This is a genomic window from Amycolatopsis sp. WQ 127309 (assembly GCF_023023025.1).
Classification (GTDB): Bacteria; Actinomycetota; Actinomycetes; order Mycobacteriales; family Pseudonocardiaceae; genus Amycolatopsis.
The window spans coordinates 8424112-8448127 of record NZ_CP095481.1 but is presented as its reverse complement, the minus strand read 5'-3'; the positions used below and the strand labels follow the sequence as shown (position 1 = coordinate 8448127).

The following is a 24016-nucleotide window of genomic DNA, read 5'->3' as shown; positions in this document are numbered from 1 at the left end:
GAACTGGAGCTGATCTACGTGAAGCACGACACCCGGCAGCTGCTGGCGGCCTGGAACGACACCACCACCGACGTCCCGGAGGCGGGCCGCACGCTCACCCGGCTGCTCACCGAGCAGGCGGCCCGCACCCCGGACGCGACGGCGCTGGTCTTCGAAGGAGAAACCCTCACCTACCGCGCCCTCCACGAGCGGGCCAACCGCCTCGCCCACCTCCTGATCGGCCGCGGCGTCGGCCCCGGCGTCCTCACCGGCGTCTGCGTCGACCGCTCCTTCAACCTGGTCATCGCCCTGCTCGGGGTGCTCAAGGCCGGCGGCGCCTACGTCCCGCTCGACCCCGACTACCCGGCCGACCGGCTGGCCTTCATGGTCGCCGACAGCGCCGCCCCCGTCGTCCTGACCCAGAGCTTCCTCGACGACGCCGACCTCGCCGCGTTCCCGGCCACCGAGCCGGAAACCACGACGTCCACGCAGGATCTCGCCTACGCCATCTACACCTCCGGCTCGACCGGGCGCCCCAAGGGCGTGCTGGTGCCGCACGAGGGAATCGTCAACCGGCTCGCCTGGACGCAGGCCGAGTACGGCCTCACCGCCGAAGACCGTGTCCTGCAGAAGACGCCGTCCAGCTTCGACGTCTCCGTGTGGGAGTTCTTCTGGCCGCTGCTGACCGGCGCCACGCTCGTCGTCGCGCGCCCCGGCGGCCACCGCGACCCCGCCTACCTGGCCCAGCTGATCCGCGCCGAACGCATCACGACCCTGCACTTCGTCCCGTCGATGCTGCAGGCGTTCCTGCTCGACCCGGCCGCCGCAACGTGCACCGGTCTGCGCCGCGTGCTCTGCAGCGGCGAAGCCCTGCCCGCCGAACTGCAGGCCCGGTTCTTCGACACCCTCCCCGGCGTCGAACTCCACAACCTCTACGGCCCCACCGAAGCCTCGGTCGACGTCACGTCCTGGGCGTGCCGCGCCGACGGCGGCCCGGTCCCGATCGGCCGTCCCGTGTGGAACACGCGGACTTATATCTTGGACGCGCAGCTGCGGCCCGTAGCGCCCGGTGACGCGGGGGAGCTGTACCTCGCGGGGATCCAGCTCGCCCGCGGTTACCACCGCCGGCCCGGCCTGACCGCCGAACGCTTCATCGCGAACCCGTTCGTGCCGGGGGAGCGGATGTACCGCACCGGCGACCTCGCCCGCTGGACCGACGACGGCGCCCTGCTCTACCTCGGCCGCACCGACCACCAGGTCAAGATCCGCGGCCTGCGCGTCGAGCTGGGCGAGATCGAGACCGTGCTCGACCGCCAGCCCGGCGTCGGCGGCTCCTGCGTCCTGGCCCGCGAAGACCGCGAAGGCGACCAGCGCCTCGTCGGGTACGTCGTCCCCGACGGCGTCACCCCGGACGTCGAGGCGCTGCGGACGGCCCTGGCCGCGGACCTGCCCGACTACATGGTGCCCGCCGCGTTCGTCGTGCTGGCCGAACTGCCGCTGACCCCCAGCGGCAAGCTCGACCGCAAAGCGCTGCCCGCGCCCGAGTGGACCGCGGCCGGTCGCGCCCCGCGCACCCCGCGGGAAGCCGCGCTGTGCACCCTGTTCTCCGAAGTCCTCGGCGTCGACGGCGTCGGCATCGACGACGGCTTCCTCGCCCTCGGCGGCCACTCGCTGCTCGCCGCGAAGCTCGTCTCCCGGATCCGCGCGACGCTCGGCGTCGAGGCCGCGATCGGTGACGTCTTCCGTGCGCCGACCCCCGCCGAGCTGGCCGGACTCCTCGAAAACGCCGCGCCGGCCCGCCTGCCGCTGACCGCGCGACACCGGCCCGAGCCGATGCCGCTGTCGTCGGCCCAGCGCCGGTTGTGGTTCCTCGACCAGGCCGACACCTGGAACGCCGGCTACCACGTCCCGCAGGCCGTCCGCCTCGACGGCGCGGTCGACGCCGACGTGCTGCGCCTCGCCGTCGCCGACGTCGTCGCCCGCCACGACGCCCTTCGCACGGTGTTCGTCAGCCACGGTGACGAGCCCGTGCAGCAGATCCTGCCCGCCGGGGACGTGCCGTGGACGTTCGCGGAGTCGACAGAGGACACTCTCGCCGCCGACCTGCGCACCGCCGCCGAAGAAAGCTTCGACCTCGCCAGGGAACTCCCGATCCGCGCCGCGCTGTTCACCCTCCCGGGGAAGACGTCGGTGCTGCTGCTGGTCGTGCACCACATCGCCTGCGACGGCTGGTCGATGGCGCCGCTGCTGCGTCAGGTCGGCGAGGCCTACACCGCCCGCGCCCGTCGCGAAGCCCCGACGTGGGCGCCGCTGCCCGTCCAGTACGCGGACTACACGCTGTGGCAACAGGAACTGCCCGTCGACAGCGACCTCGCGTACTGGCGCGACGCCCTCACCGGCCTGCCCGAGGAACTGCCGCTGCCCGCCGACCGGCCCCGCCCGCCGGTGGCGAGCCACCGCGGCGGCGTCGTCCCGATGGACGTCCCCGCCGAGGTGCGCGCCAAGCTCACCGAGCTGGCCGCCGCGTCCGGCGCGACGCTGTTCATGGTGCTGCAGGCCGCCTTCGCCGCCCTGCTGACCCGCCTCGGCGCCGGCGACGACGTCCCCGTCGGCTCGCCGGTCGCGGGCCGTGGGGACGCCGCCCTCGACGACCTCGTCGGGTTCTTCGTCAACACCGTCGTGCTGCGCACCGAGACCGGCGGCGACCCGACGTTCCGCGAGCTGCTCGGCCGCGCCCGCGAGACCTGCCTGGCCGCGTTCGAACACGCCGAAGTGCCCTTCGAGCGCGTTGTCGAAGAGCTGAACCCGACCCGCTCGCTCGGCCGTCACCCGCTGTTCCAGGTCCTGCTGGTGCTGCAGAACAACCTCGCCGCCGAACTGGACCTGCCCGGCGTGCGGGCGACCGGCGAGCGCGTCGACATCGGTTACGCGAAGTTCGACCTGGCCGCGATCTTCGAGGAACGCGACGGCGAGCTGACCGGCCTCCTCGAATACGCGAGCGACCTGTTCGACCGCGCCACCGCCGCCACCCTGGCCACCCGGCTGCTGCGCGTCCTGGCCGCCGTCGCCGCGACGCCGGACGTCCGGATCGGCGACCTCGACCTGCTCGACGCCACCGAGACCGCCCAGGCCGTCGCGGGCGGCATGACCCAGCCCGCCGCCGCGAGCGTCACCCTGCACGAGGTCGTCGAAGGCCACGCCCGCCGCACCCCGGACCACACCGCGCTGCTGTTCGAGGACCGGATCGTCACCTACGCCGAGCTGGACGCCCGCGCCAACGGCGTCGCCGCGCTCCTGACGGACGTCCCGGCCGGCCGGATCGTCGCGATCTGCCTCGACCGCGGCCCGGACCTGGTCGCCGCGATCCTCGGCGTGCTCAAGGCCGGCTGCGGCTACACGCTGCTGGACCCGTCGTTCCCCGCCGAACGCCGTCAGCTGCTGGCCGAGCAGGTCGACGCACCACTGGTGCTCGACGACCTGTCCACTGTGGACTCCACGGTGACCGCCCCCGGCCTTTCCGTGCCCGTTACCGGACCGGCTTGCGTCATGTTCACCTCGGGCTCCACCGGCACGCCGAAGGGTGTTGTCGCCTCCCATGAGGCCGTCGCCACGACGATCCTCGGGCAGGGCTACGACGGCGCCGTCTGGCTGCAAACCGCGCCCGTCTCTTGGGACGCCTTCGCGTTCGAGCTGTTCGGCGCGCTGCTCACCGGCGCCGCTTGCGTGCTGCAGCCCGGCACGAAGCCCGAGCCCGCGCTCATCGCCGAGCTCGTCGAGCGCCACGGCGTCACCACGATGTTCGCCTCGGCCAGCCTGCTCAACTTCCTGCTCGACGAGTACCCGGCAGTGTTCACGCAGGTCAGCGACGTCTACACCGGCGGCGAGGTCGCCTCGGTCGCGCACATCACCAAGGCGCTGACGACGTTCCCGGACCTCACGGTCACCAACGCCTACGGCCCGGTCGAGAACATGATCTTCGTCAGCTGTCACCGGATCACGGCGGCCGACCTCACCGGGGCGCCGATCCCGATCGGCGTGCCGCTGCACGGCAAGCGCGCCCACGTCCTGGACGAGCGGCTCCGGCCGGTCGCCCCCGGCGTCGTCGGCGAGCTGTACGCCGCGGGCGCCGGTATCGCGGACGGCTACGTCGGCCGTCCGGACCTCAGCGCCGTCCGGTTCATCGCGAGCCCGTTCGCGGCGGGGGAGCGGATGTACCGCACCGGCGACCTCGTGCGCCGCCGCGCCGACGGCGTCCTGGAGTACGTCGGCCGCGCCGACGAGCAGGTCAAGATCCGCGGGTTCCGCGTCGAGCCGGGGGAGATCCGGACCGCGCTCGGCACCCACCCGGCCGTCACCGGATCCGCCGTCGTCGTCCGCGAGGACCGGCCCGGCCAGAAGCTGCTGGTCGCCTACGTCGTCGGCGAGCCGGCCGACTTCCGTGGATACCTCGCCGAGCAGCTGCCTGAGCACCTCGTGCCGTCGGCGTTCGTGCTGCTGTCCGCCCTTCCCTTGACGCCCAACGGAAAGCTCGACCACCGCGCCCTGCCCGCCCCCGAGCACACGAGCACGAGCCGCGCCCCGCGCACCCCGCGTGAAGAAGTCCTCTGCGGCCTCTTCGCCGACGTCCTCGACGTCGAAACCGTCGGCGTCGACGACGGGTTCTTCACCCTCGGCGGCCACTCGCTGCTCGCCGCCCGGCTCGTCGCCCGGATCGGGTCGGTGCTGGGCGCCCGGATCGGCGTCGCGGACGTCTTCCGCGCCCCGACCGTCGCCGCGCTGGCCACCGTGCTCGACACCGCCCGCGCCGCCCGCCCGGCCGTCACCGCCCGGCCGCGGCCGGAGGTGCTGCCGCTGTCCGCGGCGCAGCGCAGCCTGTGGTTCGTCGAGCAGCTCGACGCCGCCGGCGCGGCCTACAACGTGCCGCGCGCCCTGCGCCTGACCGGCCCGCTCGACGTCCCCGCGCTGCGGGCCGCGTTCGCCGACGTCCTGCAGCGCCACGAGTCGCTGCGGACAGTGTTCCCGAACACCGACGGCGTGCCCCGCCAGGAGATCCGCCCACTCACCGAGCTGCCCTGGTTCGAAGACGTGGCGGACGTCGACGAGTTCGCCGCCCGCGAGTTCGACCTGGCCACCGACCTCCCGGTGCGCACCGCACTGCTGCGCCAGGCCGACGACGACCACGTCCTGGTCGTCGTCACCCACCACATCGCGAGCGACGGCTGGTCCCTCGCCCCGCTGCTGCGCGACCTCTCCACCGCCTATGCGGCCCGCATTGAAAACCAGGCGCCGACCTGGGCGCCGCTGCCGGTGCAGTACGCGGACTTCGCGCTGTGGCAGCAGGACCTGACCGACTCCGCCGACTACTGGGCCGAGGCCCTCGCCGGACTGCCCGACGAGATCAACCTGCCCTTCGACCACCCGCGGCCGCCGGTCGCGACCCACCGCGGCGCCACCCTCCCGGTGACCCTGGACGCCGACCTGCACGCCCGCCTCCTCGACGTCGCCCGCGGCGAGCACGCGACGCTGTTCATGGTGCTGCAGGCCGGGTTCGCGGCCCTGCTGTCCCGGCTCGGCGCCGGCGACGACGTCGCGGTCGGCACCCCGTCCGCGGGCCGGCCGGACGCCGCGCTCGACGACCTCGTCGGCTTCTTCGTCAACACCCTCGTGCTGCGCACCGACCTCACCGGCGACCCGACCTTCGCCGCCCTGGTCGGCCGGGTCCGCGAGGCCGCCCTCGAAGCGTTCGACCACGGCGACGTCCCCTTCGAGCGCGTCGTCGAACGCCTCAACCCGGCCCGCTCGACCGCCCGCCACCCGCTGTTCCAGGTGATGCTGGCGCTGCAGAACAACGTCGCGGCCAACCTCGCGCTGCCCGGCACGACCGCGGCCGACGTCCCGGTGGCCACCGCGACCGCGAAGTTCGACCTGACGCTGAACCTGGAGGAGAGCACCGGCCCCGACGGCGCCCCGGCCGGCATCGGCGGCTTCCTGGAGTACGCGACCGACCTGTTCGACGCGGGCACCGCCGCCGACCTCGCCGAGCGGTTCACCCGCCTGCTCGCCGCCGCCGTCGCCGCGCCCGCCGTCCCGGTGTCCGGGTTGGACCTGCTCTCCGACGCCGAGCGCGTGGACCTCCTGCAGGCGCCTGCCGAGACGCCGTTGCCGGACACGTCGGTGATCGAGCTGTTCGAGGCCCAGGCGGACCGCACGCCGGACGCGCCCGCGCTGGAGTTCGGCGCGGTGACGCTGACCTACGGCGAGCTGAACGACCGGGCCAACGGGCTCGCGCACCACCTCGCCGAGCGCGGTGCCGGACCCGAGCGGTACGTCGCCCTGGCCCTGCCGCGCGACGAGAAGCTGATCGTCGCGATGCTCGCCGTCCTCAAGACCGGCGCCGGTTACCTCGCGCTCGACCTCGACTACCCGGCCGACCGGCTCGCCGCGATGCTCGAAGACGCCGACCCGACCCTGGTGCTCGTGAGCGAAGTCGGCGCGGTGCCCGGCGACCCGGCCCGCCACGTCCTGCTGGCCGACGCGGAGATCGGGACGGCGTGCAACCCCGTGCACACCGCGTCCCCGGACAGCCCGGCGTACGTGATCTTCACATCCGGCTCGACCGGCCGCCCCAAGGGCGTCGTCGTGCCGCGACGTCCGCTGCTGAACTTCCTGCTGGACATGGTCGAGCGCTTCGGCATCACGCAAGGCGACCGCCTGCTGGCAGTCACGACCGTCGGGTTCGACATCGCCGGGCTGGAGATCTTCGCGCCGCTGCTGGCCGGGGCGACCGTCGTGCTCGCCGGCCGGGACACCGTCCGCGACACCCGCGCCCTGGCCGCGCTCGCCGAGGACGGCGTCACGCTCCTCCAGGCGACGCCGAGCCTCTTCCACGCACTGCTGGCCGAGCCCGTCGACCTGACCGCCGTGCACGTCCTCGTCGGTGGCGAAGCCCTGCCCGACGACCTCGCCGTCGCGCTGCGGGCGCGGGCCGCGTCGGTCACCAACATGTACGGCCCCACCGAGACCACCATCTGGTCCACCACCGCCCGCGTCGGCGACGGCTCGCCGACCATCGGCACCGCGATCGCCAACACCCAGGTCTACGTCCTGGACCGCGCGCTGCGGCCGGTGCCGCCGGGCGTGCCGGGCGAGCTGTACATCGCCGGCGACGGCGTCGTGCGCGGATACCTCGGCCGCCCCGACCTGACCGCCGACCGCTTCGTCGCCAACCCCTTCGCGACCGGCGAGCGGATGTACCGCACCGGCGACCTGGTCGCCCGCCGCCGCGACGGCGACATCCGGTTCCTCGGCCGCGTCGACCACCAGGTCAAGATCCGCGGCTTCCGCATCGAGCTGGGCGAGATCGAGGCCGTGCTGGCCACCCACCCCGCTGTCGCGCTGCGCGCCGTCGTCGTCCGCGAGGACCGGCCCGGGGACAAGCGGCTGGTCGCCTACGTCGTGGGCACCGCCGACGTCGAGGAGCTGCGACGGCACGTCGCGGCCGCCCTGCCCGGGTACATGGTGCCCTCGGCGTTCGTGCTGCTCGACGAGCTGCCGCGGACCCCGAACGGCAAGCTCGACCGCAAGGCCCTGCCCGCGCCGGCCGTGGAGAGCGTCACCGGCCGGGTGCCGCGCAACGCCCGTGAGCACGCGCTGTGCGAGCTGTTCGCCGAGGTCCTCGGCGTGCCCGAGGTCGGTATCGACGACGGCTTCTTCGACCTGGGCGGGCATTCGCTGCTCGCCACCCGCCTCGCCGGGCGGATCCGGGCGGCGCTCCGCCTCGACGTCACCGTGCGGGCCCTGTTCGCGAACCCGACCGTGGCCGGGCTGAGCGACAGCCTCGGTGACGCCGTCGTGGCGCGCCCGGCGGTGGTCGCCGGGCCCCGGCCGGCGCGGCTGCCGCTGGCCCCTGGCCAGGAACGGCTGTGGTTCCTCACCCGCCTCGACGCCGACGACACGGCGTACCACATGCCGATCGCCCTGCGCCTGCGCGGCGACGTCGACGCTTCCGCACTCGCGGCCGCACTGTCCGATGTGGCCGGTCGCCACGAAGCCCTGCGCACCCTGTACGCCGAGGACGAATCCGGGCCGTACCAGGTGATCCTCGACTCGTTCCGGGTCCCGTTCGAGGTCGGCACCGGCTCGGTCGCCGAGGCCGCGCGCACCCCGTTCGACCTGGCCGCCGCGCCGCCGGTGCGCTCGTGGCTGTTCAGCGAGGGCGACGAGCACGTCCTGCTCGTGCTGACCCACCACATCGCCGGGGACGGCTGGTCGATCCCAGTGCTGCTGCGCGACCTGGCCGAGGCCTACGCGGCTCGGCTCGACGGGCGCGCGCCGGAGTGGGTGCCGCTGCCCGTGCAGTACGCGGACTACACGCTGTGGCAACGAGAACTCGACAGCGACGTCACGTACTGGACGGACGCCCTGGCCGGTCTGCCCGAGGAACTGGCCCTGCCCTACGACCGCGTCCGGCCCGCCACCGCGGACCACGCCGGCGGCTCGGCGGCGATCGAGATCCCGGCCGAGCTGCACGCGCGGCTCCTGGAGCTGGCGGCCGGGCGGCGCGCGACCCTGTTCATGGTCCTGCAGGCCGCTCTCGCCACGCTGCTGGCGCGCTTCGGCGCCGGCGACGACGTCCCGATCGGCACCCCCGTCGCCGGCCGCACCGACCCGGCGCTCGACGACCTCGTCGGGTTCTTCGTCAACACCCTCGTCCTGCGCACCGACGTCAGTGGCGCCCCGGCGTTCACCGAGCTGCTGGACCGCGTCCGGGAAGCCGACCTGAGTGCCTTCGAGCACGACGACGTCCCGTTCGATCGCCTGGTCGAGGAGCTGAACCCGGCCCGGTCGGCGTCGCGGCACCCGCTGTTCCAGGTCATGCTGGTGCTGCAGCAGGACAGCGCCGTCCCGGCACTGTCCGGAGTGGACACCTCGTCGTACGAGGTGGAACGGGCGGTCGTCAAGTTCGACCTCACCGTCGCCCTGGAGGAACACGGCAACGGACTCACCGGCGCCTTCGAGTACGCGACCGCGTTGTTCGACGCCGCCACCGCCGAGCGGCTGGCCGGCGCGTTCGTCTCGCTGCTGGAGCAGATCGCCGACGCGCCCACGACCTCGGTCGCGGCGTTCGACGTGCTCACGGCCGCCGACCGCGACCTCGTGCTGACGTCCGGCCACGCGCTCGACCTGGCTCCGACGCCACAGGACTGCCTGCACACCATCGTCGAACGGCAGGATCCCGACGCCGTCGCGATCCTGTTCGAGAACGAAGCCATGACCTACGGCGAGCTGAACGCCCGCGCCAACCAGGTCGCCCACCACCTCATCGACGACGGCGTCCAGCGCGGCGAGGTCGTCGGTGTCCTGCTCGACCGTGGCTTCGACTTCGCCGTCACGGTGCTCGGCGTCCTCAAGTCCGGCGCCGCCTACACCTTGCTCGACCCGAGCTACCCGGCCGAGCGCCTGGCCGTGGTCACCGAACAGGCCCGCGTCAAGCGCGTCCTGACGACCGCGCCGAGCCACCCCGACAGCACGAACCCGGACGTCGAGCTGACCCCGGCCGACCTGGCCTGCGTCATGTTCACCTCCGGCTCGACCGGCGTGCCCAAGGGCGTCGCGACCTCGCACCGCGGGGTCGTCGCCACGATGGGCCAGGGCTACGCGACCTTCGACGCCGACCAGGTGTGGCTCCAGTGCGCCCCGGTCTCGTGGGACGGCTTCGCGCTGCAGCTGTTCGGCGCGCTGCTCTACGGCGGCAAGACCGTGCTGCAGCCCGGCCAGAATCCCGAGCCCGAGCGGATCGCCGCGCTCGTCGTCGAGCACGGCGTCACCGTGCTGCACGCCTCGGCGAGCCTGTTCAACTACCTCCTCGACCAGGAACCCCAGGTCTTCGGCGTGCTGCGCCGGGCGATGACCGGCGGCGAGCCCGCGTCCGTCGCCCACGTCACCAAGGCGCTGCACGAACACCCGGACGTCGCGCTGATCAACGGCTACGGCCCGGCCGAGAGCATGGGCTACACGACGTTCCACCCGATCACCGCCGCCGACCTCGGCGGCCACACCATCCCGATCGGCCGCCCGGTCGCCAGCAAGCGCGCCTACGTCCTCGACACGCACCTCACCCTGGCCGCCCCCGGCGTCACGGGTGAGCTGTACCTGTCGGGCCACGGTCTCGCCGACGGCTATCACGGCCTGCCCGGCGCGACCGCCGAGCGGTTCGTCGCGAACCCGTTCACGGCGGGGGAGCGGATGTACCGCACCGGTGACCTGGTGCGGTGGAACGCCGACGGCGTGCTGGAGTACGTCGGCCGCGCCGACGACCAGGTGAAGGTCCGCGGCTTCCGCGTCGAGCCCGGCGAGGTGCAGGCCGTGCTGGCCCGCCACGACGGCGTCGAGCAGGCCGCGGTCGTCGTCCGCGACGGCCGGCTCATCGGCTACGTCGTCGGCGCCGCCGAACCCGCCGCGCTGCGGGTCTACCTGGGCGAGCGGCTGCCGGACTACCTGGTCCCGTCGGCGATCGTGCCCCTGACCGAGCTGCCCCGGACGGCCAACGGCAAGCTCGACCGCCGCGCCCTGCCCGCACCGGACTTCACGTCGTCGTCCCGGCGCCCGCGGACCGTCACCGAAAACGTCCTCTGTGGACTGTTCGCCGAGGTGCTCGGGCTGCCCGAGGTCGGCGTCGACGACGGGTTCTTCGACCTCGGCGGCCACTCGCTGCTGGCCGCCCGGCTGATCGGCCGCGTCCGCGCGGTCCTCGGCGTCGAGCTGGGCATCCGGGACCTGTTCCGGACGCCCGCCGTCGCCGGTCTCGCCGAGGTGCTCGGTGACGCCGCCCCGGCGCGGCCGCCGGTGACCCGCCGCGACCGTCCCGCGCGGCTGCCGCTGTCGTTCGCACAGCAGCGGCTGTGGTTCGTCGACCAGGCCGAAGAGGCCAACGCCGGCTACGACGTCCCGCGCGCCCTGCGGCTGCGCGGCTCCCTCGACGTCGTCGCCCTGCAGACAGCTTTGGCTGATGTTGTCGAGCGGCACGAAGCCCTGCGCACGGTCTTCCCCTCGCACGAAGGTGAGCCGTGGCAGGAGATCCTGACCGCGCCCGAGGTGCCGTGGACGCTCACGCAGTCCACTGAGGACGACCTGCCGGATGTGCTCTCGGTGGCCGCGTCGCACGTCTTCGACCTGCGGACCGAGCTGCCGCTGCGGGCCCACCTCGTCGAGATCGCCACCGAAGACCACGTCCTGCTGCTGGTGCTGCACCACATCGCCAGCGACGGCTGGTCCGCCGCGCCGATGCTGCGTGACCTGTCGACGGCCTACGCAGCCCGCCTCACCGGCGAAGCCCCGGGCTGGGCGCCGCTGCCGGTCCAGTACGCGGACTACACGCTCTGGCAGCGCGACGTCCTCGACGAGGCCGAGCTGGCCGGGCAAATCGGGTTCTGGCGCGAGACGCTCGCCGGAGCGCCCGAAGAGGTCGCCCTGCCCGCCGACCGCGTCCGCCCGGCCGTCGCCAGCCACCGCGGCGGTGCCGTGGACTTCGCGCTCGGCGCCGACGTCCACGCGGCGCTGGCCGACCTGGCCCGGGGCAGCGGAGCGACGCTGTTCATGGCCCTGCAGGCCGGGTTCGCCGCGCTGCTGTCGCGGCTCGGTGCCGGGGACGACGTCCCGCTCGGCGCCGTCGTCGCCGGCCGCGGCGACACCGCGCTCGACGACCTGGCCGGGTTCTTCGTCAACACCCTGGTGCTGCGCACCGACGTCTCCGGGCAGCCGACGTTCCGGCAGCTCCTGGCCCGCGTCCGCGACACCGGGCTCGCCGCGCTGGCCCACGCCGACGTCCCGTTCGAGCGGGTCGTCGAAGAGCTGAACCCGGCGCGGTCGGCGTCGCGGCACCCGCTGTTCCAGGTGATGCTGGTGCTGCAGAACAACGTCGCCGGCGAGCTGCGGCTGCCCGGCCTGGCCGCCGAGGCCGTCACGGTCCAGCGGGACGTCGCGAAGTTCGACCTCACCGCGGGTATCGAGGAGAACCGCGCCGCCGACGGCACCCCGGCCGGCCTGACCGGCCAGCTGGAGTACGCGGCCGACCTGTTCGACGCCTCGACGGCTGAGTCGATCGCGGCCCGGTTCGCCCGGTTCCTGACCGCCGCGGTGTCCACTCCGGACGTCCCGGTGACCGCCCTCGACCTGCTCACCACCGACGAACGCGCGGCTCTCCTGACCCAGGGCACGACCGAGACGACGGCTCCCGCGATGCGGCTGCACGAACTGGTCGAGCGGCAGGCCGCGTGGGCGCCGGACGCGACCGCCCTCGTCTTCGAGGGTGCGCGCATGACCTACCGGGACCTCGACACCGAAGCCAACCGGCTGGCCCGGCACCTCATCGCCGAGGGTGTCCGCCGCGGTGACCTGGTCGGTGTCCACATCGGCCGCACCCCGCGGCTGGCCGTCGCGCTGCTCGCCGTCCTCAAGACCGGCGCCGCCTACACCGTGCTGGACACGGACTTCCCGGCCGACCGCCTGGTCGGGGCCCTGCGCCGGACGTCGGCCGCGCTCGTCCTCACCGACGGACGGGAGCTGCCCTGGCGCCGGATCGACGTCGTCGCCGACGCGGCCGCCATCGCCGTCCGTGACGGCAGCGTCCTCGGCCTGCCCGGCAGCCCGGACGACCTCGCCGTCGTGATGTTCACCTCCGGCTCCACCGGCGTCCCCAAGGCCGTCGCGGCCCCGCACCGCGCGGTCGCCGGCACGCTCACCGGCCAGGACTACGCCGGGTTCGGCCCGGACGACGTCTGGCTGCAGTGCGCGCCGGTCTCGTGGGACGCGTTCGGCACCCAGCTGCTCGGCCCGCTCATGGCGGGCGGCCAGGTCGTGCTGCAGCCCGGCCAGCGCCCCGACCCCGCCCTGATCGAGGACCTGGTGCTGGCGCACGACGTCACGGTCCTGGACGTCTCGGCCAGCCTGTTCAACTTCCTGGTCGACGAGCACCCGGCGGTGTTCACGACGGTCCGCCGCGCGATGACCGGCGGCGAAGCGGCGTCACCCGCGCACCTGGCGAAGGTGCTGCGCGACTACCCGCATGTCGCGATCGTCAACGGCTACGGCCCGGCCGAGACCATGGGCTTCAGCACCTTCCACGCCGTCACGGCGGTCGACGGCCCGGTCCCGATCGGGCGGCCGCTCACCGGCAAACACGCCTACGTCCTCGACACGCTTTTGCAGCCAGTGCCCGCCGGCGTGGTCGGCGAGCTGTACCTGGCCGGTGTCGGCACCGCCCACGGCTACCTCGGGCAGCCCGGCGCGACCGCCGAGCGGTTCGTCGCGTCGCCGTTCAGCGCGGGGGAGCGGCTGTACCGCACCGGCGACCTCGCCCGGTGGAACGGCGACGGCGTGCTGGAGTACGCCGGCCGCGCCGACGACCAGGTCAAGATCCGCGGCTTCCGCGTCGAACCCGGCGAGGTCCAGGCCGTGCTGGCCCGGCACGACGGCGTCACGCAGGCCGCCGTGGTGGCCCGCGACGGGCTGCTGGTCGCCTACGTCGTCGGCACCGCCGACCCGGCCGCGGTCGCCGAGTACGCCGCGGCGCAGCTGCCGGACCACCTGGTCCCGTCGGCGATCGTGCCCCTGGAAGCACTGCCCCGGACGGCCAACGGCAAGCTCGACAAGGCCGCCCTGCCCGCGCCGCGGCGGATCAGCGCCGGGCACGTCGCGCCCCGGACGGCCACCGAGAGCACGCTGGCCGCGATCTGGGCCGACGTGCTGGGCATCCCGGTGCCGAGTGTGGAGGACAACTTCTTCGCCCTGGGCGGTCACTCGCTGCTGGCGGCCAAGGTGACCGGCCGGATGCGCACCGAGTTCGGCGTCCGGCTGGGCGTCCGCGCTCTGTTCGAAGCGCCGACGATCGCGTCGCTGGCCCGGCTGGTGCCGGAAGCGTCCACAGTGGACTTCGAGCCGATCCCGGCCCGGGACCGGTCGGCACGCACGCCGCTGTCGCCGGTGCAGCGCGGCCTCTGGTTCGCCGAACGGCTTGCCCCCGGTTCCGCGGAGTACCTGGTGCCGCTCGCGCTGCGGATCGAGGGTGACCTCGACGTCGAGGCCCTCACCGACGCGCTGTCGGCGCAGGTGGCACGGCACGAGGTGCTGCGCAGCCGGTTCGTCGAGCAGGACGGCGAGCCCGCCCAGATCGTCGACCCGGTGCGGCCGATTCCGCTCCCCGTCTCCGACGTGACCGACATCGAGGCGTACGTCCGGTCCCAGGTGGACACGCCGCTCGACATCGAAAACGGTGCAGTTTTCCGGGCCGCGCTCGGCCGGGTTTCGGTTACCGAGCACGTGCTGGTGCTGTGCCTGCACCACATCGTCGCCGACGGGTGGTCCATGGGCGTGCTGGCCGCCGAGCTGCGCGACCACTACGCCGGGAGCCGCCCGGCCGCGCTGCCGGTGCAGTTCGGCGACGTCGCAGCGTGGCAGGCCGCCGCGTCCGACGAAGCCGGGCTCGCCTTCTGGCGGGCGGCCCTCGACGGGATGCCGCACGTCGCGGAACTGCCCGCCGACCGGCCCCGACCGCTCGTGCGGGAGATCGCCGGTGCCAAGACTCCCGTCCACGTGCCCGCGGCGACAGTCAGCAAGCTGGCGACGCTGGGCGCCGGGCACGGCGCGAGCCTGTTCATGACCGTGCTGGCCGCGTTCGAGGTCCTCATCGGCCGCTACACCGCCATGCGGGACTTCGCGATCGGCACCCCGGTATCCGGCCGCAGCCACCCGCAGACCGAAGCCCTGGTCGGGCACTTCGTCAACACCGTGCCGCTGCGCGCGGACCTGACCGGCGACCCGGCGTTCACCGAGCTGCTGACCCGCGTCCGCGCCGGCACCCTGGCCGCGTTCGACCACGACGACGTCCCGTTCGACCGGATCGTCGAACTCCTGCGCCCGCAACGCGACCTCACCCGCACCCCGCTGGTCCAGATCGTGTTCGCGCTGCAGAACAACGACGAAGCCGGGTGGGCGCTGCCGGGCCTGGCCGTCGAGCGGCTGGCCGTCGACACCCGGGTCAGCAAGTTCGACCTCGAACTCGCCCTCGCCCAGGACGCCGACGGCGCCCTGACCGGCATCTTCGAGTACCCGACCGCGCTGTTCGACACCACCACGATCGAACGGCTGGCCGGCCACTTCACGACGCTCCTGGCCCGCATCGCCGACGCGCCGGAAACCCCGGTCGGCGAGCTGGACCTCCTCAGCACGACCGAACGCGAGCACCTGATCAACGGCGTCAACGACACGGTCGTGGCCTACGACGAGGACGTCTGCCTCCACCACCTCATCTCGCAGCAGGCCGCGCGGACGCCGGACGCGGTCGCCGTCGAGTACCTGGACGAGCACATCGGCTACGCCGAGCTGGAACGCCGGGCCGGAGTCCTCGCGGCGCGGCTGAGCGAGCACGGCGTCGGCCCGGACGTCCCGGTCGGCCTGCGGATGGACCGCTCGATCGACCTGATCGTCGGCCTGGTGGCCATCCTGAAGGCGGGCGGCGCGTTCGTCCCGATCGAGACCGACGCGCCCGAACCGCGTGTCCTCGGCATCCTCGGCGACGCCCACTCGCCGGTCTGCCTGGTCAACGCGGGCGCGTCGACGCCCCAGGGCAGCGAAGTCGTCTTCCTCGAAGTGTCCGCTTTGGACGGAGAAGCACCCGAACTGACCGACACCACCCACCCGGACAACCTGGTCTCGATCTACTACACCTCCGGCTCCACCGGGAAGCCCAAGGGCGTCGCCAGCACCCACCGCGGCTGGGTCAACCGGCTGCGCTGGCACCAGGACACCTACCGCCTCCAGCCGGGCGAGGGTGTCCTGCAGAAGACGACCCTGGTGTTCGACGACGCGGCCGTGGAATGCCTGTGGCCGCTCATCGTCGGCGGCCGCGTCGCGCTGATCCCACCGGGCCTGCACCGCGACCCGGCCGCGATCCTCGAAGGCGCCGTCAAGCACCAGGTGTCGAACCTACAGTTCGTGCCCAGCATGCTGACCCTGTTCCTGGAGCAGCTCACCCCGGCCGACCGCGCGGCCCTCAAGCCGCTGCGCAACGTCATCACCAGCGGCGAGGCGCTGCAGCCGGAGCTGCTGAAGCTGTTCTTCGACCGCCTCGGCGAGAACGCGACCCTGCACAACCAGTGGGGCGCCACCGAGGTGTCGATCGACTCGACCATGCGCGAATGCCTCCGGTCCGACCTCGACGGCGCCGGCTCGGTCAGCGTCGGGTCGCCGATCGCGAACAACCAGATCCACGTACTCGACGAGCACTTCCGGCCGGTCCCCGTCGGCGTCCCCGGTGACCTCTTCATCGGCGGCGTCGGCCTGGCCCGCGGTTACCTCGGCAACCCGGGCAAGACGGCGGCGGCGTTCCTGGCCAGCCCGTTCGTCCCCGGCGAGCGGCTCTACCGCACCGGCGACCGCGGCCTGCGCACCCCCGACGGCGCGCTGACCTTCCTCGGCCGCCAGGACTCGCAGGTCAAGATCCGCGGCATCCGCGTCGAGCCCGGCGAGGTCGAGCAGGTGCTGCTCGAACTGCCCGGGGTGCGCGAAGCCGCGGTGACGGTCTGGCAGCCGTCGCCCGGCGACAAGCGCCTCGCCGGGTACGTCACCGCGCAGGCCGGCGTCACCCTCACCGAAGCCGAGATCCGCGAGCAGCTGCGCGAGCGGCTGCCCGTCTACCTCGTTCCGACGGCCCTGAGTGTGCTGCCGGAGTTCCCGACCACCACCAGCGGCAAGATCGACCGCAAGGCGCTCCCCGCGCCCGCCGCGGCCGGCGCCGAGTACCGCGCCCCGGAAGGTCCGGTCGCGGAACTGGTCGCCGAGGTGCTGCAGCACGTGCTCGGCGTCGAACGGGTCGGCGCGGACGACAACTTCTTCGACCTGGGCGGGCACTCCCTGCTGGGCGTGCGGGTGGTCGCCGAGCTGCGCAAGCGGCTCTCGGCGGACATCCCGATCCGGCTGATCTTCGACTCGCCCACGGTCGCGGAACTCGCCGACGCCGTCGCCCGCGCCACCCGCCGCGAGTTCCAGGCCATCCCCAAGCGACCCGACGGCCCCGCGCCCCTCGCGGGTGTCCAGGTCGGCATGTGGCTGGCCGACCGGATGGCCCCGTCGAGCGCGGAATACCTGGTGCCCAACGCGGTCCGCCTGCGCGGCGCCCTCGACGTCGACGCGCTCGCGGCGGCTCTGACCAAGCTGGTCGAGCGGCACGAGATCCTGCGGACCCGGTTCGTGGAGCTGGACGGGGAGCCCAAGCAGGTCGTCGACCCGGCCGGGCCGGTCCCGCTGCCGGTCACCGACATCGACGCGGTCGAGCCGTTCCTGGCGGCGCGGCCCATCGACCTCGCCACCGGACCGGTGTTCTCGGCGGCGCTCGGCCGGCTGGCCGAGCACGACCACGTGCTCGTGTTGTCGGCCCACCACATCGTGCTCGACGGCTGGTCCGAAGGCATCCTCGCCGAGGAACTGCGCGACCTCTACGCGGGCATCGAGCTGGCGCCGCTGCCGGTGCAGTACGCCGACGTCGCGACCTGGTCCCAGCCCACCGAAGCCGATGTCGAATTCTGGCGGACGCAGCTGTCCGGCGTCCCGCAGGTCGTGCAGCTGCCCGCCGACCGGCCTCGGCCGGCGGTGCGCGACCCGCGGGGCGCGCGGTACGAGTTCAGCGTCCCGGCGGAACTGGCCACCCGGCTCGGCGAGCTGGGTGCCGAAGCGCGGGCGAGCCTGTTCATGACGCTGCTGGCCGGGTTCCAGGTGCTCGTCTCCCGGCACACCGGGCTGCGCGAGTTCGCGATCGGCAGCCCGGTCGCCGGCCGCGACCACCCCGACACCGAGCGGCTGATCGGCCAGTTCGTCAACACGCTCGCCCTGCGTGCGGACCTGACGGGCTCACCCGGCTTCACCGAACTGGTGGAACGCGTCCGCGAGACGGCGCTGAACTCCTTCAGCCACCAGGAAGTCCCGTTCGACCGCGTCGTCGCCGAACTCCGGCCCGAACGCGACCCGAGCCGCAACCCTCTGGTGCAGCTGATGTTCGCACTGCAGACCGTCTCCGAAGGCGGCTGGGAACTCGGCGACCTCGACTGCGAGCCTCTCGGCATCGAGACGGGCGCGGCCAAGTTCGACCTCGCCATGGTGCTGCGCGAGCAGCCCACCGGCGCGGTCGACGGCGTTCTCGAATACCCGGTCGCGCTGTTCGAGGAGGAGACGGTCGCCGCGTTCGCCGAGCGGTACGTCCGGCTCCTGACCGGGTTCGCCGCCGAACCGCAACGCCCGGTGGACCGCGTCACGATGCTCGACGCGGCCGAGGTCACCCCGCTCGACGACCACGCCCCCGGCGGGACATTCGCGGGGCTGATCGAAGCCCAGGTGCGACGTTGTCCGGACGCCCCGGCCGTGCTGGCCGGACCGGATTCGCTCACCTACGCCGAACTGGACCGGGCGGCGAACCGCGTGGCTCGCGTGCTGCAGGCTCGCGGTGCCGCGCCGGAGAAGGTGGTCGCGCTGCTGCTGCCGCGTTCGGCCGACCTGGTCGTGGCGCAGCTCGCGGTCGTCAAGACCGGAGCGGCGTTCCTGCCGGTCGACCCGAGCTACCCGGAGGAGCGCATCCGGTACATGCTCGACGACGCCGACCCGGTGCTGACCCTCCGGGAGCTGCCGGAGTCCACAATGGACGACAGTCCGCTGGACGTCGAGGTCGAGCCGGAGAACGCGGCGTACGTGATCTACACGTCGGGCTCCACCGGACGGCCGAAGGGCGTCGTCGTCAGCCACGCCGGCCTCGGCACCCTGGTGGCCAACACCATCGACGCCTACCAGGTCGGGCCGGGGGACCGGGTGCTGCAGTACGTGTCGCCGAGCTTCGACGCCTCGGTGCTGGAACTGTGCGCCTCCCTGATGACCGGCGCCGCCCTCGTCGTCACCCCGCCGGGACCGCTGCTCGGTGACCAGCTGCGCGACGTCCTCGCCGAAGGACGCGTCACGCACGCGCTGATCCCGCCCGCCGCCCTGGCGACCGTCGAGGACCCGGACCTGCCGGACTTCCGTACGGTCGTCGTCGGCGGCGACGTCTGCCCGCCCGAACTGGTCGCGAAGTGGGCACCGGGCCGCCGGATGCTCAACATGTACGGCCCGACCGAAGCCACGGTCGTCTCCACGGTCAGCGAACCCCTGGTGCCGGGACAGCAGGTGACCATCGGCGGTGCGCTCAAGCACACCCAGGCGTACGTGCTGGACGACCGGCTCCAGCCGGTGCCACCAGGCGTCGCGGGTGAGCTGTACGTCGCGAGCCCGGGCCTGGCCCGCGGGTACCTCGGCCGTCCGGGGCTCACCGCGAGCAGGTTCGTCGCCAACCCGGCGGGCGGGCGGATGTACCGCACCGGCGACCTCGTCCGCCGCACCCGCGCCGGGAACCTCGAGTTCCTCGGCCGGACCGACGACCAGGTCAAGATCCGCGGCTTCCGCATCGAACTCGGCGAAGTCGAGTCCGCGCTGCGGGCCCACCCGGCGCTCACCGCTGCGGTCGTCCTCGCCAAGCCGGACCCGGCCGGGCAGAAACGCCTGGTCGCGTACGTGGTCGGCGACGTCACCGCAGCCGATCTGCGCACTGACCTGGCCCAGCGCCTGCCGGACCACCTGGTGCCGTCCGCGTTCGTGGTGCTGGACGCCATGCCGGTCAACGCCAGCGGCAAGCTCGACCGGGCCGCGCTGCCCGAACCGGCCGAGGAGACGGCGGACTACGTCGCCCCCAGCAGTCCCGAGGAGCAGCTGATCGCCGACATCTGGGCCGAGGTGCTCGGCGTGCCCCGCGTCGGGCTCGGCGACGACTTCTTCGCACTGGGCGGGCACTCCGTGCTCGCCGCCAAGGTCCGCATGCGGCTGCAGGCCGCGTTCGGCGTGGACCTCTCCTTGCCCGTGCTCTTCCAGACCACCACGGTCACCGCGCTCGCCGCGGTGGTCCACACCGAGATCGAGGCCGAGCTCGCCGGCATGTCCGAGCAGGAGCTCCTCGACTCCCTCACCGAGGAGGCCAGCGCATGACCACGTTCGACACCCGCCCCGCCGGCGACACTGCCGACGCCGATCGGGCGGCCCGGCTGCGGGCCGCGGTGCTCGCCCGGCGGCTGCGTGGACGCACCACCGCGCCGGTCCGCACCTTCGGCCGCGCCGACCGCGACGTCCCGCTGCCGCTCTCGGCCGGGCAGCAGCGCTTGTGGTTCCTCGACCGCCTCGACCCGGACAGCGCCGAGTACGCCGTGCCGCTCCTGCTCCGCCTGGACGGCGACCTCGACGTCGACGCCCTCCAGCGTGCCCTCGACGCCCTGGTGGCGCGGCACGAGATCCTGCGCACCACCTACATCGCGGAGGACAACAAGCCGCGTCAGGTCATCGGCGCCCCGGCCCCGGTCGAGCTGCCGGTGGTCGACGGCGACGTCGACGCGGTGCTCGCGGAGTACGTCGGCCGCCCGTTCGACCTGGCCAACGGCCCGGTGTTCCGGGCCATGCTGGTCCGCGAGACGCCGCAACGGCACGTGCTGGCGCTCAACGTCCACCACATCGCCTGCGACGGCTGGTCCCTGCCCGTCCTCCTCGACGACCTCCGCAAGCTCTACACCGGCGCCGAACTGCCGCCGATCGCACTGTCCTATGCGGACTTCGCCGTCTGGGAGCAGTCCCGGGTGGACGTCCACGAGGCCGACCTCGCCTACTGGAAGGACCGTCTCGCCGGGCTCGAGACGCTCGAGCTGCCCGCGGACCGGCCGCGCCCGGCCACCCGCGACCACCACGGCGCGTCGGTCCGGTTCACCATCCCCGCACCCGCGGCGGAAGCGGTGCTGAACCAGGGCAAAGCCGTCGGCGCGACGCCGTTCATGACGCTGCTCGCCGCCGCGTACGTCGTGCTGGGCCGCCACACCGGCCGTGAGGACATTGCCGTCGGCACCCCGGTCGCCGGCCGCTCGCGGGCCGAGCTGGAGCACATGGTCGGGTTCTTCGTGAACACCGTCGTCGCCCGCGGCGACCTCTCCGGCGACCCGGACTTCGCGACGCTGGCCGAGCGCGTCAAGGTGGCGCGGCTGGCCGACCAGTCCCACGAGGACCTGCCCTTCGAACGGCTCGTCCAGGAACTCGCCCCGGAACGCGACCTCGCGCACACCCCGGTCGTCCAGGTGATGTTCGCCGTCTACGACGCCTCCGAAGGCGAAGCCGCACTCGGTGACCTCACGGTGTCGTCGGTGGACCAGGAGTCGTCGACGGCGAAGTTCGACCTGATGATCTCCTTCGTCCGCCAGGCCGACGGCTCCGTGGCCGGCGTGCTGGAGTACGCGACGGCGCTGTTCGACCACGTCCGGATGGCGCGGATGGGCGAGCACTTCGTCCGCCTCTGCACCGAGCTGGCCGCCCGCCCCGCCGCCCGGCTGTCCGAAGTGGACGTTCTCGGCGCCGACGAGCGGACCCTGCTCCTGGACACCTGGAACGCCACGGCCGAGCCCTACCTGCGCGGCACCCTGCACGGCCGGATCGCCGAACAGGCCGTGTCCAACCCGGACGCCATCGCCGTCCGCTGCGGCGCGGTCGAGCTGACCTACGCCGAGGTGGAAGCCCGCGCGACCCGGCTGGCCCAGCGGCTGCGCGCCGAGGGCGTCGGCGTCGAAACCCCGGTCGGCGTCCTCTGCGAGCGCGGCCCGCTGCTGCTGCCGGTGCTGCTGGCCGTCCTCAAGACCGGCGGCCACTACATCCCGCTCGACCCGGCCTACCCGCAGGACCGCAAGGAGTACATGCTCCGCCAGGCCGGCGCCCGCGTGCTCGTCACCACCCGCCGGTACGCCGACGAGAACCTCGGCGAGGTCGTCGTCTTCGCGGACGAGGCCGTCGTGGACGACCCGGCGCCGTGGCAGGACCCGGTCGTCGATCCGGAGAACCTCGCCTACGTCATCTACACCTCCGGCTCCACCGGCCGCCCCAAGGGCGTGATGATCAGCCACCGCGGCGTGCTGCACTACCTCGACTGGTGCCGCCAGGCCTACCGTGCCGACGAGGGCGACGGTGCGCCCGTGCACTCCTCGCTCGCCTTCGACCTCACCGTCACCGGGCTGTTCCTGCCGCTGCTGTGCGGCACGACGGTGACGCTGGTGCCGGAGGACGAGCACCCGGTCGCCGGGCTCGCGGACGTGCTGTCCAGCGGCCGGAAGTTCAGCTTCGTCAAGCTCACCCCGGCCCACCTCGAACCGCTGCGCCGCTGTCTGGCGCCCGAGGCGGCGGCCGCGGCCGCGCACCTGGTCGTCGGCGGCGAGCAGCTCACCGCCGAGGCCCTGGAGTTCTGGCGCGAGAACGCCCCCGAAGTCGTGGTGGCCAACGAGTACGGCCACACCGAGACGTCGGTGGCCAACGTGATCAACCTGCTGCCCGCCGCCGAATGCGTCACCACCCCGATCTCGGTCGGCCGGCCGATCTGGAACACCGAGGTCTACCTGCTCGACGAGTACCTGCGCCCGGTCCCGGTCGGCGTCACCGGCGAGCTGTACGCGGGCGGCGCGGGTGTCGCCCGAGGCTTCGCCGGGAGCCCGGGGCTGACGGCGGCCAAGTACGTGCCCAACCCGTTCGGCCCGGGCCGGCTCTACCGCAGCGGTGACCTGGCCCGGTACCTGCCGGACGGGCGGCTGGAGTTCGTCGGCCGCACCGACCACCAGGTCAAGGTCCGCGGTTACCGCATCGAGCTGGGGGAGATCGAGGCCGCGCTGGTCGGCGGCCCCGGTGTCACCGAGGCGGTCGCCGTGGTCCGCGACGGAGCTCTCGCCGGCTACGTCGCGCCGTCCACAGTGGACGTCGACGCGTTGCGCGCCCACCTGTCCGAGCGGCTGCCGGAGTACATGGTGCCGTCGACGCTGACCACCCTGGACACGCTGCCGCTGACGTCGAACGGCAAGATCGACCGCGTCGCGCTGCCCGCACCGGACGCCACGCCGGTCTCGACGTCCGGCGTCCTGCCGCGCGACGAGCTGGAGATGGCGCTCGCGAAACTGTGGGAAGACCTGCTCGGCCGCCGCGTCGGCGTCACCGACGGCTTCTTCGAGGTCGGCGGGCACTCGCTGCTGGCCGTGGTGCTGGTCGACCGGATCAAGGCCGAACTGGGCGCCACCGTCGGGCTGGCCGAGGTGTTCCGCGCGCCGACCGTGCGGGCGCTGGCCGACCACATCCGCGCCGGCGACAGCGGCGGGGGACTGGTCGTGCCGCTCTCGCCCGGCCGCACCGGCGTCGCGCCGCTGTTCCTGCTGCCGCCCACCGCGGGCAGCCCGTTCCCCTACCTGCAGCTGGTCGCCGAGCTGGACCCGGCGCTGCCGGTGTTCGGCCTGCAGGCGCCCGGCTTCGCCCCCGGCGAGGACCCGGTCCACACCATCGAGGAGCTGGCCGCCCGGTTCGTCGCCGACCTCCTGCCGGTCGCCGGGGACCGCCCGATCCGGCTCGCCGGCTGGTCCCAAGGCGGGTCGGTCGCCTTCGAAATGGCCGCGCAGCTGGAAAAAGCGGGCCGCGCGGTCGAGCACCTGTGCGTCATCGACGCGACCGTCCTCGGCGTCGACGACTACGGCAACCCGCTGCCCGACATCGACACCAGCGACCCGCTGGCCTGGTTCGGCGAGGCCATCCTGAAGCTCGAGCCGGGCGCCGACACGCTGGACGAGATGCTCGCCGAGGCCCGAGACCGCGGCATGGTCTCCGAAGTCGCGGGCAACGCCGTCGTCGAGCAGATGGCCCGGGTCTACCTGGCCGGCAAGGACGCGGTCGAGGCCTACCGCTGCCGCGCGGTCGTCGACACCGGCATCCACCTGATCACCTCCACCGGCACCCACCCGGTGAAGGGCCGCCCGGAGGTGCGCCCGGAGAGCTGGCGCGCCCGCACGCGCGGCGAACTCACGGTGACGCCGGTTTCGGGCCACCACTGGGACATGGTCGAACCGCCGCACGTGGCGGAGCTGGCGCGGGCCGTGCTGGCCGGGCTGGCCGTGACCGCCGACGAGTGAAGGAGAAC

2 protein-coding genes are annotated in these 24016 nt (G+C 73.4%); both read left to right on the top strand.

Going from position 1 to position 24016, the window contains the following annotated elements:
* Positions 1–18 precede the first annotated feature (18 nt).
* A complete protein-coding gene (locus tag MUY22_RS37095; RefSeq protein WP_247051841.1) occupies positions 19–20031 on the top strand; it encodes a non-ribosomal peptide synthase/polyketide synthase in 20013 nt (6670 codons plus the stop codon).
* Positions 20028–24008 carry an amino acid adenylation domain-containing protein gene (locus MUY22_RS37090; protein WP_247051840.1) on the top strand — a complete coding sequence of 1327 codons (3981 nt, stop codon included), beginning with the start codon at positions 20028–20030 and terminating at the stop codon, positions 24006–24008. Before MUY22_RS37095 ends, MUY22_RS37090 begins: the two co-directional genes overlap by 4 nt.
* Positions 24009–24016 lie beyond the last annotated feature (8 nt).

Coding starts and splice junctions, on each gene's coding strand:
- MUY22_RS37090 (WP_247051840.1), top strand. CDS start 20,028: ATGACCACGTTCGACACCCGCCCCGCCGGCGACACTGCCGACGCCGAT.